The 16,247-nt window shown below is 41.0% G+C and carries 15 protein-coding genes; all 15 read right to left on the bottom strand.

Annotated features, from left to right (window positions below):
- Positions 1 to 2: 2 nt before the first annotated feature.
- The 15 genes from PHV77_03255 to PHV77_03185 all read right to left on the bottom strand — a co-directional run bounded on the left by PHV77_03255 (position 3) and on the right by PHV77_03185 (position 16,016).
- Complete coding sequence (locus tag PHV77_03255; protein ID MDD5504316.1) at positions 3 to 461, bottom strand: NUDIX domain-containing protein; 459 nt, start codon at positions 459 to 461, stop codon at positions 3 to 5.
- A 121-nt stretch (positions 462 to 582) separates the two neighbouring features.
- Complete coding sequence (locus PHV77_03250; protein MDD5504315.1) at positions 583 to 927, bottom strand: hypothetical protein; 345 nt, start codon at positions 925 to 927, stop codon at positions 583 to 585.
- Between the two features lie 105 nt (positions 928 to 1,032).
- Positions 1,033 to 1,158, bottom strand: coding sequence for a hypothetical protein (locus PHV77_03245; GenBank protein ID MDD5504314.1), 126 nt, complete (start codon positions 1,156 to 1,158; stop codon positions 1,033 to 1,035).
- A 305-nt stretch (positions 1,159 to 1,463) separates the two neighbouring features.
- Positions 1,464 to 2,420, bottom strand: a complete 957-nt coding sequence (locus PHV77_03240; protein ID MDD5504313.1) for a cation diffusion facilitator family transporter — start codon at positions 2,418 to 2,420, stop codon at positions 1,464 to 1,466.
- Positions 2,421 to 2,600: 180 nt separating this feature from the next.
- Positions 2,601 to 2,987, bottom strand: coding sequence for a response regulator (locus tag PHV77_03235; GenBank protein ID MDD5504312.1), 387 nt, complete (start codon positions 2,985 to 2,987; stop codon positions 2,601 to 2,603).
- Positions 2,988 to 2,995: 8 nt separating this feature from the next.
- A complete protein-coding gene (locus tag PHV77_03230; GenBank protein MDD5504311.1) occupies positions 2,996 to 5,086 on the bottom strand; it encodes an ATP-binding protein in 2,091 nt (696 codons plus the stop codon).
- Positions 5,087 to 6,460 (bottom strand): GMC family oxidoreductase N-terminal domain-containing protein, encoded by a 1,374-nt coding sequence (locus PHV77_03225; protein ID MDD5504310.1) that lies wholly within the window; start codon positions 6,458 to 6,460, stop codon positions 5,087 to 5,089. It abuts the gene before it with no gap.
- Between the two features lie 4 nt (positions 6,461 to 6,464).
- Positions 6,465 to 8,042, bottom strand: coding sequence for an aldehyde dehydrogenase (locus PHV77_03220; GenBank protein ID MDD5504309.1), 1,578 nt, complete (start codon positions 8,040 to 8,042; stop codon positions 6,465 to 6,467).
- Between the two features lie 4 nt (positions 8,043 to 8,046).
- Positions 8,047 to 8,955 carry a response regulator gene (locus PHV77_03215; protein ID MDD5504308.1) on the bottom strand — a complete coding sequence of 303 codons (909 nt, stop codon included), beginning with the start codon at positions 8,953 to 8,955 and terminating at the stop codon, positions 8,047 to 8,049.
- Positions 8,956 to 9,205: 250 nt separating this feature from the next.
- Positions 9,206 to 9,589, bottom strand: coding sequence for a hypothetical protein (locus tag PHV77_03210; protein MDD5504307.1), 384 nt, complete (start codon positions 9,587 to 9,589; stop codon positions 9,206 to 9,208).
- Positions 9,590 to 9,619: 30 nt separating this feature from the next.
- Positions 9,620 to 12,244, bottom strand: a complete 2,625-nt coding sequence (locus PHV77_03205) for an AsmA-like C-terminal region-containing protein (GenBank protein MDD5504306.1) — start codon at positions 12,242 to 12,244, stop codon at positions 9,620 to 9,622.
- Positions 12,245 to 12,504: 260 nt separating this feature from the next.
- Entirely contained in the window at positions 12,505 to 12,765 is a 261-nt protein-coding gene (locus PHV77_03200; GenBank protein ID MDD5504305.1) for a GIY-YIG nuclease family protein, read from the bottom strand.
- Between the two features lie 171 nt (positions 12,766 to 12,936).
- Entirely contained in the window at positions 12,937 to 13,104 is a 168-nt protein-coding gene (locus PHV77_03195; GenBank protein MDD5504304.1) for a YqaE/Pmp3 family membrane protein, read from the bottom strand.
- Positions 13,105 to 13,207: 103 nt separating this feature from the next.
- Complete coding sequence (locus PHV77_03190) at positions 13,208 to 14,527, bottom strand: YhjD/YihY/BrkB family envelope integrity protein (protein MDD5504303.1); 1,320 nt, start codon at positions 14,525 to 14,527, stop codon at positions 13,208 to 13,210.
- 133 nt (positions 14,528 to 14,660) lie between these two features.
- Complete coding sequence (locus tag PHV77_03185; protein MDD5504302.1) at positions 14,661 to 16,016, bottom strand: MATE family efflux transporter; 1,356 nt, start codon at positions 16,014 to 16,016, stop codon at positions 14,661 to 14,663.
- Positions 16,017 to 16,247 lie beyond the last annotated feature (231 nt).

Raw genomic sequence — 16,247 nt, 5'->3', positions numbered from 1 at the left:
CTTCATTTGTATGTTTTTCTTGGTTCTAAAAAAATAAACGCTTTTTTCAATATATCTTTTAACCCGGCAAAGGCTATCAGCTTTTCGGCTTCAATAGTATCAAGCCACCTATAATCTGTTATTTCAAGGCCGTCAACTAAAACGTCTTCGGAATCATTCCGGCACAGGAAATATACACAATGTTTCTCAATAGGGGTTCCTTCGCGGCCGGGCCTGGTACTTAATGTCCGATATGCATCTTCCTGTCTGAAGCCTTTAATGAAAACGGGATTTATGATACCCGTCTCTTCCGCGAGTTCTCTTCTGGCCGCGGCCTCTTCATCCTCTCCAGGCTCAAGATGGCCTTTAGGAAACCCCCATATCTTGTTCCTGCCGCTATAAACAAGTAAAAAAACCACGTAAGGATAAATGGTTTTTTTTCTATATACCAACGCTCCTGCCGCGAATTCTTTTTCCAGCATTATCACATCATCCTCAATCCGATTTTTTAAAAAAAGCCAGGGGCAGACAATAAACAGGCGTGAATGTATCTTATTCCCCTTACCCGTAATAAAAATACGGGCAAGGGGAATAAGTATATTATTACTTAAATGCGCCTAAATCCTTCTTTGCCTGGTCAAGCATGCCTTTGGCCTGGGCCTGTAGCTGATTCTTAGCCTTCGCCAAAAGGTCTTTAGCCGCCTGTGAATCCTTGTCAAGATATACCAGAATATGCTGCGCTATATCAACCGCGGACTGGAAATCTTTTGAATTATAAAACGCTTTTGCCTGCGAAACGAGATAATTAGTTTTTTCCCCAACAGTCTGCATCGCCTTGGCAGTATCTATAGCGGCTCTGCTTGACTCGGCTTTTTGCGCGCCGCATCCTGAAACAATAAAGCTTGTTACCATACACGCGATAATTAAAACACAGGATAATCGCTTCATATGCTCACCTCATTTTTAAAAAAAGTTTTAGGCGCCCGATAACGCCTGTTACTAAAATTCGGACTTCAATCGCTTGCGCCGGCTAAAAACCTCTTTTCCGGACATTCAACAGTTCTCATCACCCCCTTTTTTATTCTTTTCTTTTGTCTGACATGAACAGCAGACCGGACATTCCTCGCCGTCTTTTGTGCCGTCAAATTCACTTAAGCATACAGCGCACACAAGTTTCATCTGTATCCTCCTTTATATTGTTCATCCGGCTCGGAACTTAACAAAAACAAAAACCTCCGCCCACTATTCGGATAGACGAAGGTATCAATCGCATAATACGCGCCTCATATGCACCTCATTTACGATATTTTAAATAAATTTATACCATAAACCGTGTTTATATTGCAAGATGTTTTTCAATATGCCAAGACACTCCGTTTATCAGGGATTTTCCAAACTACCGCGCGGATTTTTCCGGCAAAAAATATAAATAGTTTTTCAGAAAAAACTGCGCCGGTCATTTCAGATAATCCATAAGTCAATCACTACGCTATGGGCAAATCCGGACATAAGTACGGGCAGGGTTTATTGTCTTGTATTAACCCGCAGTCCTTAGAGCACGGCACCATGACAACGGTCACCTCACTGCCCGGGACCCCTGCCGCTATGTCCTTTTCTATCCGCGATACTATCTCATGCGCATGAAAAAATTTCATGTCTCTGGGCATTATTACTTTTAGTTCAATAAATTTTTTATGGCCTGCCGTTCTTGTCTTAATGTCCTTAAAATTGCAGTAATAATCCAAATGACGGGCAAGCCTTGCCACAACCTCAAGCTTGCTGGGTTCTTCAATTGAAGCGTCAAGCAGGTTCACGAATGCCTGCCTTGCCAGTTTGGCAGAAGGCAATAATATAGCCATGCTTACAAATATGGTAACAACAGGATCTATATAATCAATTATACCATCGGGTAAAAAACCTTTTGATAAGATAGTTACTAGAAATGCGCCGGCTATTGCCGTGGAAATAAAGCCTTCCAATACATAGTGAATGCTTTCAGCTTTTACGGCGGGTGAGGAACTTTTTTTTGCCATACGGAATAATAGTGATGCCCCGATAAAATTCAATGACAGGCTCATCACGCTTGAGGCAAAACCTATCCACGGAAGCGTAACGTAATGCGGCCTAAAAAGCGCGGCAAAAGCTTGAAAAGACATGATAACAGCGATACCGATAAGCACAATGCCTTCCATGGCCTCGCATACATGCTCAACCTTGCCATAACCGTAATTATGCAAAAGATCGGCCGGCTTGACTGAAAGTTTCAGGGAATTATAAAGTATTATAGAAACCGTAAGGCCCACAACCGTTATGGCAAAGTCCGTGGTAACGGCCAGGGAATGCACGATTATAAGCGCGGCGAGTTTAAAAACAAAAAGCACGGTATTAAACCAAAGGCTTATTTTCGCGGCCTTCATCATATACTGCTTTTTTCTATTCATATATCCGATCCTGCATAAAATTTCAGGATTTGTTATTGCGGTTTTTTAGGCTTTCTTAAAAACGCTATGGGATTTATGTCTTAAAATTATACAATTATCATGTCGTTTTGGCAAGCACATACAATAGATGTTTTATGCGATAACATTACCGGTTTTGACGCGCTGCGGTTTCGCGAAAAGTCATCGTTTATCCAGGTTATCTTCCACTTCCCGCAAAAGGTTATCCACCTCTTCAAGCCTGATCGGCTTGAACAATATCCTCAAAGCCCCCTTGCTCGTCAGCTTTCTTTGGGTTGACTCGTCACGATAAGCCGTTATTATTACAGGTATAGTATCCGGGCTTATCGGCTTTAGCCTTTCCAGCACATCATCGCCGTCAATGCTTCCGATACCGCTAAGTTTTAAATCGCACAATAAGACATGCGGCCTTTCACGTTCTAATATCTCAAGAGCTTGTTCTCCCGTGTATGTGTTAAATACCTCGTAATTCAAAGACTTTAGGTATTTGGAAATAGAATCTGAAAATTCTTTTTCATCATCAACTATCAAAACTTTTAACGCGCCCATGAGACACCTCACGCTTTTGGAAATTCCAAATAAAACACAGTCCCCTTGCCGACTTTGCTTTCAACTCTTATTTCACCTTTGTTTCTCCACACAACCTCCCTGACTATAGAAAGCCCGTAACCATTGCCATCCGATTTTGTGGTATAAAAAGGCTCAAAGATCTTTTTAATCTTATCTTCCGGTATGCCGCATCCGGTATCAGAAACTTCTACCTTGATTTTTCCGGAATCCTCTTTCGCGTTTATTGCTATCTCTCCTTCTTCTTTTATCGCCTGCGCGGCATTTCGTATAAGATTAAAAAATATCTGCTGCATTTGATCTTCATCGGCAAGAATATCCGGCAAGTTCTCCGGTATATTTTTACTGGTCTTTATCTTATCAAGCGTCAGTTTATGGCCAAGAATATCAAGGGCGGCATTGACACTTTGGGCGACATTGACCTTTTTAGATAAAACTGTCTTTGTGGGTTTGGCGAAACCAGATAACTTGCATGTGATATCGGCCACTTTATGTATTTGGGTTATTGAACGATTCAATACATCTTTGACATCAGAAAGTATTTCATCCTGCGTTTTGTCTTTATACACTCCTCTTTCCAGATCAGCCATAAATATCTGCATACGCATACTCATATTATTCAGCGGATTACATACCTCGTGATTGATACCGGAAGCAAGCGTTCCTATGGTAGCCAGTTTTTCATATTGAGCGGCCTGCGCGAAAAGCCTGGCATTGCTTATGGCAATAGACAAGGCCTTGGCCAAAGTGGACAATATGTCAATATCATCAAACGTATAAGGCTGGTCGGATTTTTTAGGGCCAAGGCTTAAAACCCCTACAATATCATTATGTATGGTAAGCGGTATGCAAAGTTGGGACTGTATACTCAACATCTCTTTCTTTATTTCATCAGAAGCCTGTAATTCGCGGGTGTAGCTATTATAAATAACGGGGGCCTGTGTAATCTTGAAATAATTAATTATGCAGCCGTCTCTTTTAAGGACAGATCCGCGCCTATTCCCTTCAGAAGAGTCATAAATTTCATAAAATGTTTCGTCCCTGCTTAATAAGAAAATCGCGCAATTTTCTAAATACAAGTTCGTGACCAATGTTTCAATTGTGATCCTGCAAAGCCTGTCCAGGTTCAGTATGGTTAATGCCTCATTGGAAAAATCGTGAAATATTTTTCGCGCGTCATATTTTTTTTGAAACAAATATTTATTGGTCAAATTGACTAAAAGACCGTATATAGGCTGATGCAGTAACACTATAATAACGGCGCTGATTGCCAGAGACAAAAATCTGGAATGCGGCAAAAATGCCGCTATAAATTCCTGCGTTAATATCGCGACAACTACAATAACTCCAAAAACAAAACCGAACAAACCGGCAAATACAAGCGTCTTCTTTATTATGACTTCAATATCCATAAGCTTATGCCTTAAAATAGCGTAGGATATTATGCTCACCCAGGCGGTCATTATCAAAAACCCAAAGGGATAAAAATCAAATCCATATCCCGGCAGATAATCAATACCGGCCACGGGCCCTACAACAAATCCCCAAAATATATACCTTATCCTGTTAGCTTCACTCACAAAACCACTTTTTAATTTATCATGGTAACCATAATATGACAAAAAAGCGCCCCGGGCAAAAAGTATCGCAAACAGCAATATTGAAAATATATTCAAAAATGTAAACCTAGGATAATATCCCCAATCAAACCTGTAATATCCTTTTATAAATCCATTGGGCGCCCATGTTAAAGCAATACATATTGCGCCTAATAAATAGGTAAAAATTACCAAAGGCCTTTCGTGCCGGTTTAACAGCAGGACAATAAAATGGTGGAATGTCATCGCGGTAAATATTGCTCCAGATAGCGCTATCTTGCCGCATATTGATGCCAACAACAGATCCTCTGTTATATACATGATACTTGCAAAAAATAACCATAAAAAACAGCATAAGCAACCGCATGCAAAAGCTACCTTATAATGCGCTTTATACATCCTTAGCCCTTGCACAAAAATAAACATACCCAGCGCAAGCAAGAACAAACTGGCAATAATGGATAATGAGGCATAAAAATTCATTTACAAAACTCTTTCTGTAATAATTTTGGATAATCTTTTAGCGAGGGCTGCGATACTAAGTATTGGAGGCAGGCCTGTTGATTCGGGAAAAACGCTGGCATCGCATACAAACAAACCCTTGATACGCGTCTCCAGGTCGTTATTAACAACACTCCCTATCGCTGCTGTTCCCCCGGGATGAGCACCCCGGATTTGGGTTGTAAACATATCATTTTTTTGAATTCCCATTTTAGACAAAATATTATTGGCAAAAAGGCTTCCACGTTTTAATCGTCGCATGTCTTCTTCGGACGGAAACTTATGTATCTGCCCGCTTTTATCAACACTACCGTTATTATCGTCTTTTATTTTCGTCATAATACCTACCAATCGTCCTCTCCTTAATTGTTTAGGAAAATAACTTATATCAATGCCGCTATAGTGAAAAGATTCTTCTCGTATTTTTTTCTCTAACCACTTCATACGATTACCGCTCAAAATACGCCTGTTCGGAAAAAGTGTAAGCAAAACTAAAAATGAATCCAAAAAAGGTGATAATATAAAATTATTTTTATTAAAAAACTCCATATCGGTAACAATAGACATTGATGGCTCGTTAAGAAGATTGTATTCCCTTGAAAGACCATACGTGACACTCAAAAGATCGCAGAACAATCCACGCCCTGCTTTTATACCTGAATTCTGCAATATGATGGGTGTTCCTACCGCACCCGCGGATAACACCACAAGGTTTGTTTTGATTACAAAAAAACCACTCCTGTTTCTTCCAACAATACCCACAACTCTGCCTCTACGGATCAATACTTTGCGAGCCTCGGAGCCAACCATCAATCTTACATTATTTGCCAAAGCTTCTTTAACACAATTTAAAGCCGTCCATTTGGAAGCAGGCCTGCACCCTAGTACGCACCGGCCGCAACAAGTGCACTTACGACTTTTAAAAAATTTTGGCATAGGTACCATATTGATACCCAATAGCTTTGAAGCTTCCGATATCTTGCGCGATGTTTTGGATATAAAAGGATTCGGTATGACACCAAGGTCTTTTTCAGCTTCTATATACTCGTTCGATAAATCTATCCCCCTGTCATAAAGCTGTTTTTCTAAAGCCCTCACTCCATTGCCGCAACTTACTATTGTAGTTCCGCCAACCGCAATAGCACGATAGATCAATACACCTTCTTTGCTCCTGCTAAACAATGCGCACTTATCATAAAGTTTGGAAGCAAATAATTCAGATCCTACATTTCTTGGAAAGACACCTTTCTCTATAATATATACTTTTTTGTTAAGAGATGATAATTCCTTTGCGATGACCGAACCACCGGCCCCGGAACCAACAATAACAATATCAGCTCTTAATGTCTTTGGCATGGGATCAGTCTGTTATACTTATTCCTTGCAAATGGCTGGTTTTTGCCCATATATAATTCATCTCTCCAAATGGCCCGCCGCTTTTTTTAGTACCGCCATGCGTAGCAATGTAGAATGAAAAACCAACGTGCCTTGAATTTATTCTCAATAGTCCTGAATTCATCATCTCGCTGGCAAATTTATCTATGAATTTTTTTGACTTGACCCAAGCGGATATCCTTAACCCGTAAGCATTGCAATCTGCAAAACAAGCCATTTTTGAAAAAATGACATCATCCTTATCCAAACCTTGAAACTTTTTGACAGAATTACCGGTTATTTTTACAAGCGGTATAAGTGGAAAAAAATTCTCCTCAACAACACAAAGCATATCCACGGCTTTGCGCTCATCATCAATCTTTAGCAAAGTCGGTTCCAGATAAATTCCATTCGTATCAACTTTTCCATTATAATTTACGCGATGCCCGCCACAAATAACAACCGCCCCTTTTGATTTAGCGTCTTCCAGAAACTCAAAAAACTGTGGTATCTTTATAACTGGCGATAAGCATGTTTCAGGGTCATCGGGAAGGCCTATTTTTAATGCCTTGGCCCTTTTTGCCATTTCATCGCAGAAACAATCAAATATATCTTCGTGTATTAACGCGTTCTTGGGAACCATACATATCTGGGTCGACCCTAAAAACGCGTCCATCAAGGATTTGGCCGCTTGATTTATATCCGCGTCTTTCCATACAAACAGCAAATCATTGCCCGAAAGTTCCAAAATAGGTTTTTTGCCCGCGGCAAATATTTTCTGGCCAATCTCAATACCCTTATCGCTTATACCAAAATGTATAATGTCATTGACGTCCCGGCTTTTAAGCCATTCATCCATAAAGCTGTCGGAATTGCCTATGATGATATTAACGGTGCCCGGCGGAACACCATTCATCCTGGCAGCTTTATCCACAACATTTTTCCAAACATATGTCGTAGCTAAGGGGGTCCTAAAAGGCGGCTTGACTATAATCGTATTTCCGGAAAATAGTGCGCCCGCGGCCACAAAAGAATTGCTTGCCGGAGCATTTTTGGGAGGGCTAAGACATACTACTCCATCTGGCCTTCTTACAAGGTATAATTTTTCATTTCCTGATACCCCGATATTTCTTTTCATTTCTTCTTTAAAAAAATTTAACGATTCAACAGAAAAACCTTTCGCCATACCTTCAAATTCCCATTCAGCAAGCTTCAACGGGTGCCCTTCAACAATAAAAAGTTCTATGATTTGTTTCTTATGCCTGAGAAGTAAATCATGTATATCAACGGCTATCTTATGCCTTTTATCTATTGAAAAATGTCTGTAAACTTTACTTGCCTCATATGCCGCTTTTATGGCATCCTGACAAATATTTTCATCTCCAACAGAATACCGCGCATAAACATATTCATCTGTTTTCTCCGGGATAGAGCCTCTTTTAAGCTCCTTGATTACCGTCCTTACAGCCTTAAAATCAAAAATAGCTTTGCAGGCATAGGGATAATATTCGTAATTTCCTGTATCAATCTCTTTTCCGCCGACCAGTAGTGTATAATTTTCCATAATATTATTTCACCTTTTTTACCAGGTTATGTTTAAAACATACTGACCAAAGCATTTTATTGAGCCTCTCAACGTTTTCTTTGTCTTTTTCCGGATCATAAGCGAACATGTCCACTTTTTCAACCCACATACCAGGGTGGATATCTGCTCCGGCTATACCCAAAGATGCGATAGACTGCTGGCTTCCATGCGCGATCATGGCCTTGGGAGCGTATTTTGATTTCATAATATTCAACATCGTATCCGCCATCGGGGCGGTTTTATCCGTAAACGGCTCCTTGTCAGGAACATCCGTAGCGCATATAACCACATCCGGTTTGAAGCTTTTAAGAACAGCCTGCACGTCTTTCTGGCAATAGACACATTTAAACTCATAATCACCATACCCCTTGATAGGGTATCCTTCTCTATCCGCGGATTCAACTATCGGCAGTAAATAGGGCATGCAGAATTCACTTTCAATGAACATTATCTTCGCGAATGGGACGACGTCTTCTTTCATACGCACATCGGCTAAAGACACCGGTTTAACCAAAGTTACATCTTTCGCCGATAAAACATCTTTTATCCTGTCAACAAGTTCAGTCAAAACAACCGGCTTTGGGAAAAAACCGTCAACACCAAGCCTTGCCATCTCTCCCTTGACCTGTTTATCATAACTTGTGATAACAAGAACCTTCATCTTGGGGTATCTTTCACGGATAAAGCTCAATACTTCAGGCCCCTGCATACCCGGCAGCTGCATGTCCAGCAAAACAATATCGGGCTCTTTACTCTGGATTATCTCCAGCGCGTTCTCGCCTGTCGGGGCAACAAGAAGTTCTATCTCTAATACCTGCGGCAGATAAGCGCGCAGCATATTAATTAGGCTGACATCATCATCTACCGCCAGTACTCTCTTTGTTTTTGGCATCATACCCCCCAAAAAAACGTTTACATGTTTTTTTTGTTGCCGTTACTGTATTATTATAACAAATAGCTATAATATGAGATAGGATAAAATCATAAAATTGAAGGAAATTTTTGACAAACACGTACAATCTGCGGCATAAAAACCACGCGCTGAAACGAGGGCCCGGACGCGGCACAACCCGCGTCACCTGCTAAGAAGACCAAGCTATAAATAACGGCTGTCGGTTCTTTAAATATTACAACAGAATTTTTTAAGGGTAATATCCCTTAGCGGTGAGAAAAATACCTATTGCCAGCATGATAATCCAGCACAATATCAGCATCTTATCATTTTTAGGATATGACCCGGCTATTTTAACGGCAATATCAGGAAAAACAACGAAGAGAACTCCCTTGGCAAACATCAGCCATCCAAAAATCGTAATTATTAAACGCCAATCCGGCGCCCATATATTATGAAAAGCCACTATAGCTGTGCCGGCGCTAAAAATCATAAGCCCTGATATATACAATAAAGCGGGACTCTTGAATAAATCATCCCTGATATTCCATAAAGCCTTTTGGTTCAATAAAACAGTCAAACCTATCACCAGCATAAATGGGCCTATCAGCATGGCCAATACGGTTGAATTCATATGTCCTCCTTTTTGCAGGCCTAAAAATAATTATTCCTCATCAGATTTTTCAAAAACCTTGCTAAAAATACTGCTTACAATTTGATATGTATCAACCGTATCCTCTTGGATCGCGGCATCATTTTGAGATTCAGTATCAGCATCAGCATCCGTGTTTTCAGAGGAGCTATCCTCAATACCAAGCGTTTTATTAAGAGCTTTGGCAAGCTGGCGTTTCCCTTCTAACAGCAAAGCATTCTTACCTATATCAAAAGCTGTTTGCGTGACAGAAATAACAGGCTTGGCGGCCCCCTGGCCTGTAACATAAACAGGGATACTAATATTGCCATCCTGATTAAGCAGATATTGCATAAGAGGCGCTGATTGTGTCATCGCGCCTGAAAGTTCATTCGGGACAACGACCTTGCCTTCCAGCGAATATTTTTGATCAAAGCCCGACCGGATCATGCCGGAAAATATAAACTCCTCCGCTTCTATTAAAACAGGGTCAAACAATATAAGGCCGTCTGATATCTTAAGTTCGGCGGAAGCCTTGTTTATCTGCGTATCCTTATCCTGTAATATTGCTTTGTATCTTTCAGGCAAATTATCCGCTATCTGTGAATACGCGTTAGGCAAAAACGACATTTTATCCAGGACCGTTTTTAAAACATTAAGGTCTACCAACTTGGCTTCTTTAGCCTCCAGCTTGCCGTTACCGGTAAATGAGCTTAAGTCTTCGCCTCTGCCGTTAATCCGGATATTGCCGTTTACCAGCCCCTCTACCCTGACTCCAAAACGGGATTGGTCTAACGCCTCTGACAGGTCAATACCATCAAGCCTGGCAGAAAAAGCGAAGTTTTTAGCCCCTGCATAATCCTGCATCTTAAATCCCATAAAAGCCTTGCCTTTACCGATGGCCGCTTGAGCGCTATCCATGGTAAAATCATTTTCCGTCAAGTCAAACTCCGCGTCTATATTCTTTATGGGAAGGAGCAATTCTTTGAATTTAACTTCACCTTCTTTTAACTGCCCGTGGCTTACCAGCCGATTCAACCCTTTGGCGCCGGCTGACATGTCTTTTACTAAAGCATAGAAATTCCCCCGGACACTCTCCGGCAAGCGGGCATTTTTAAAAACCGGCGCGCTTGCCTTTAATCGGTCTATTGAAAAAGCGGATAAGTCGGCTTCAATTGTCGTATTTTCAAACCTAATATCCTGGCCTTGCAAAAAGAACCCGGACCTGCCCTTAATTTTGATATTGGGCGAACTACTCAAATAAGCCAGCCCTATATTAAAATCAAACATGGAATCCAGCTTAAGATCCTTTATCTCGCAATCAATAAGAGAGGCGGTAAACGATATGCCCGGAGCTATTTCTTTCATGCTTACTGCTCCGTTTTTAAGGCTTATGTCCGCGTTAAGGGCCTTCAAACCTTCATTTGTCAAAAGCATGTCTTTTACCCGAGCACTTAATTGACCGCTTAAGGCGTCTGGGAAATGGGTTGTTTTTGACAAAACCGGCAAAGTTTTTATACGCTCAAGGCTTATCTTAGAAAGATCGGCCCAGAGCGCCGCTTGGTTCATACGGATACTCTTATTCGCGGCATCCATCAGAAGACTGCCGTTTAGCGAAATATTGGTCTCATTGCCTTCATACGCAAACGAGATATTAAAATCAAAAGGCCTATTAAAAGAGATGTTTTTGGCGTCTGCGTTTATTTTTTTTGACATTATGCGCATGCCTGAAGAAGGTCGTGTTATTGATATGCCGCCATCAGCCAAAGACAAATCCATATCTATATCGCCTATCCCTTTATCGCTTAAAACAGCATTTTTTACCAAAATCTTTAACTCGCCATTAAGAGAATCCGGCAGAGGCATATCTTTAAGCGATGGGAAGTTTTTTAATTTTTCCAATGAAATCTGACCCAGGTCAATTGAAACCTTAATACCGTTTAATCTGGCCTGATTCTTTAACATATCAGGGTCTACCCTGCCCTGCAAATACAGATTTGCCTCTGATGACAATACAGCCGCGTTAAGCAGTATATCAAAAGGCCTGGACAGCGAAAACCCGCCGACTTCCAGATTGATCTTTGATACGGAAATATCTGCCGCGGGAGACGCTGAATTGTCGGAAAAATAAACAGCCGCGTCAAAAACCTTGATGGAATGAATAAAAAATGCTGCTAAAGCGGGTTTGGAGGAGCCAGAAAATTTATGGCTTGCGGGTAACACCGAGGCATCCGCGGCCTTATTACCTATTGTCTGGACGTTTAAAAGGCCGTTTTTATCTCGTATGATATTTACCGTAAGAGAACTGACGGCAATATCTGAAGCGGCAATATTTCGTTTCTTTATACTGGATATTAAATCAACGCCCGCGTTTATTTCTTTCGCGAAAATAAAATCTCCCGTGCCAAAAGCAGGGTCATCTCCCACAGCAAAATCATTTAGGCGAAGCCTTAAACCCCGGGCCCATGATATCTTAAGCTCAATATCCTTAAAGTCAACCGTCCTGTTAAGAGCTTCTCCGGCCATTTTAATTATTTGAGGCCTGTACCTGGCAATGTCAAAGTTTCTGATAAATACATAAACAGCGCCCGATATGACAACAAATAATATAAATAAACTAAAAAATATTGCCGCGGCAATTTTAATATATCTATTCACGACGCGCGTGCCTCCATTTAAAGATACCGATAAACACATGTAGACTATGTTCTTCTACGAAACAGTAGAACTTATATGTTTTTTATTATATCACCATCAATGGCCTCATTGAAGTATAATTTTTTAACGCGAACAATCTTTACGCGGGCATATGTTTGCATGAAAACGCCTTTTACACGCGTAAAAATCGGATTGGGGGGGGTTAAAAAAATTTAAATCTGGGTAGAATTTTAATAGCTTTAAAGACCCGCTGTCCCGGATCAATTAGCCCATCCGCACAATATCAGCTTATCCGCTCTTTTAAGGCTCTTAATGTGGTATTCTCTCTTTTGGGCTTGAGACCTGGTAGGATATATCTCGGAATGGATAAGCTTTACCGGCCGGCGATATTTCGTATACCTGCAACCGCTTCCTTTATTGTAAGCATTTATGCGGCGGGGAAGGCTATTAGTAACGCCCGTGTAAAGGGTTTCATCGTGGCATTTAACAATATAGACATGCCAAACCATAGAATTGCCCATTTCAAAACCTGCTTGCGCGGCCTAAAAACACTGCTATCCGTGCTAATAGACACAACTCCATAAGTTTTAATACCTATCAGATCTTATGGTATTTATGTTTAAAAAAACAAAACTTATAAGGAATATTATTCCCTTATTAGAAATGTTTTATGTTAATACGCCTCTGCGCTTTTAAGCTTTCTTATCGGTCAAGACGAGCCACAGAGCGTGAATAACGCCGGGTATGGCAAACAACAGCGTCAAGACAATGTTAACCCAAAAATGGGTACTTACCCCTACCTGCATGAATGCCGCCACAGGAGGAAGAATAACAGCGAGAATAATCTTTACCAACTTCATGGTAATGCCCCCTTTCTGTTATGTTGGACTGTTTGTTTATGATTTAAAAAATTCTTAAAAAAAGCGCAACTGTCAATAAAACAAAACTATTGCGCAAAAAAAATTATACATCCTTCAAAAGTAAATTTGCCTGCGATTTTTCAATGATCTTATTGAAACCTTCCAAGCTGTTTCTAATTTTCTCTAACTCTTTTGTCTCTATGGCAGGTATAGAATCGGTCCCGTATTGCTCAAGCTTGGCAACAACATACTGAATAGTGAGTAAATGTATATCAATTGCCGGCTGATAGGCGGGCGTCCTGTTTGAATTTTCCGCGACAGCAATCAATACTCCGGCCATGGCTAATTCATACAATATATCACGCGCCAGCCTTACGGGAATACCTAATATATTAGATATCTTTTGCGCGGTAAGGGGTTTTTCGCCTGAAGCAAAATTTTTGCTAATCAGATTTACTATCCTCAACGCGAGTTGGTTCTTCAGCGCTCGGCTGACGTTTAGGCAGTCCGGCTCAAATTCATAGGTATCTACATTCTGATGCGCAAAAGAAACTTCAGCGCCTAATAACACGATCCTCCAGCTTAACTGTAACCACACCAAAAACAAGGGTAAAGCGGCAAAGCTTCCATATATAGCATTATATTTAGCTACGCCTACCTGAAAATAAACGTATATCCATTGCATAACCTGATACACGGTACCGGCGACTATGCCCGCGAGAATACCGGATTTGAGATTGACTTTTGTGTTTGGAATAAAAATATATATAAAAGTAAATACAACCCAAATGACTGTATATGGTAAAAATCCAAGTACAAAATTTATCAAAGGGGCTATTGCCCCCAGCAAAGATATGTTTTGGGTCACCATCCTTGCCTGGGTGCTGATAAAAACAGTGGCGCTACTTGCTATAATCAGCAATATGGGGCAAATCAATACCACCGAGAGATAATCGGTAAACCTGCGCATAAAACTGCGCATATTTTTTATACCCCAAATATCGTTAAAAGATTGTTCAATATTACCCAACACTTTGATAACTGCCCAGAACAGGAGCGCGACGCCTACGCCAGCGATAACTCCTCCTTTGGTATTCTCAAGCAGGGAATGAGAAAAATTAACAATATTAAGGAGGACATCATTCTGCACGGGTATTTTTTCCATCAGATGCTTCTCAAGGATCTTATCAAGGCCGAATCCTTTGGCTATGCCAAAAATCATCGCGAATACGGGCACAATGGACAAAAGGCTATAAAACGTCAGGGCTGAAGCGCGAAGTGAACATTTGTCTTCGTTAAAACCGCGCAGCGATAAAAGAACAACCCTTAGATTTCTTATAAGAAATGAGCTTTTTTTCGGAAGGTCTCTCAACCTGATACGCCAGATATCTTTATTTAAATAATTAACAACCTTATTTTTCATATATCCTTTCCCTGCTTTCTTAAATAAAATACCATAATTATAAAACAAGCTCAATCATAATCAGCTGTATTCCAAAAATAATGTCCCCATGAAAATTTACCGGGCCTCATTCGTTTCAAGCCCGGGCGGGATTTTAAATATGCCCTATGGGTGAACTATTATCGGCGGCTTTCTTAATAATCGCGCCTGTCCATAGAAAACCTATAGCGGCAGACAGCATATCAGTTAGAAGCCTGCCCAAGAAAATGCCATAAATTCCAAGGAATTTCGCGCCGAAATACACTAAGGGTATCATCAAAAAAACCACGCGGATTGCGGTTAAAGAAGCTGCAAAAAGCGGTTTATGTATCCCGGTAAAACAAAAAGTGGCATAGCGATGCACTTCCAGGAAACCATAACCAAAACAGGTAATATTGATATAGCGGACCAGGACATTAATTACTTCGGAATCGGAAGAAAACAATTTGCCCAGGGGCCGCGCGATAACCAAAAAAACTATCGCAATAATAAATCCGAAACTAAGCGCAAAAAACATTGACCCCTTACGTGCAGACCTTATCCGGTCAAAACGCCCGGCCCCGTAATTTTGGGCGATAAATGGGACCAGCGACATTCCCACCGTCATAGGAATCATAAACGCGAACATCTCAATACGGCTCGCGACCCCTACAGCGGCAACCGCGGCCTCGCCGAATCCGGAGATTATCTTGATAACAATCATTGCGGACAACGGAACCAGGAGATAACTTAAAGTCGTAGGAACACCGATATTTAGAATCCTGCGCCAAGAGGCGGCAACGCGGCCAAACGAATGAGAAACAAAAAGAATTAAGTGATACCTTTTATGGATAAATATAAATGCCGCGATTAATATGATAGTCTCGGAAATTACCGTGGCAAGCGCCGCCCCGCTTATCCCCATCCTCGGGAATCCGCATAATCCGAAAATCATAACAGGGTCAAGGATAAAATTCAGCACGGTGCCAAAAACCATAAGAAAGCTTACTGCCTTAGTGTGGCCGGTACCGATAATTATATCGGCGAACATCATGTGTAAGACCCTGAAAAGCAATCCGTAATACCAAATTGACATATACTGCTGTGCCAGCGCAAAGACATCCCCTTCCGCGCCTAAACGCATAAAAACAGGCTTGATCGTCAAAAGCCCGGCTGCTGTTAAAGCCAGCGCTACGCTTGACGATAAAAAAGCCGCGTGTGTCGTAATACGAGCGGCAGTCTTTTGCTTCCCCCTGCCCAAAGCATGGGCCACTACTGTCATGGCGCCTGTTCCCAACCCGCGCATGATAAAACCAAGAAGCATGACAACCGGAAACGTAAATGACATTGCCGCCAAGGCATTAGTACCTAACCGTGACACAAACCACGTATCAACCAAATGATACGCGTTCATGGCAAACGTTCCGGCTAACATCGGAAGAGCCATGCGTGTTATGGTAGGAAAAACCCTGCCTTTGACTAAAAGCGGCATCCTGTTTACCTCAATTATTAGATAGGGTCATAAAAACAATTTATTTAATCACTTGAAAGATTATAATATAAAAAAAGATTTATTACTACTGGATTTTAAAGGCAGGTTACGTCAACAAAATTCTGTAAATTCTTTTAAGGGCTTAACCTTCCATTGGTTGTTTAAGTGTGTAAAAATAGCATAAATTATCCGTTCGCAGCTTTGCTTGTTGCTAAAGCATGAGAACACTCT

This window comes from Candidatus Omnitrophota bacterium (genome assembly GCA_028716165.1).
GTDB lineage: Bacteria > Omnitrophota > Gorgyraeia > JABMRG01 > JABMRG01 > JAQUQI01.
This window is presented reverse-complemented; position numbering and strand designations above follow the sequence as displayed.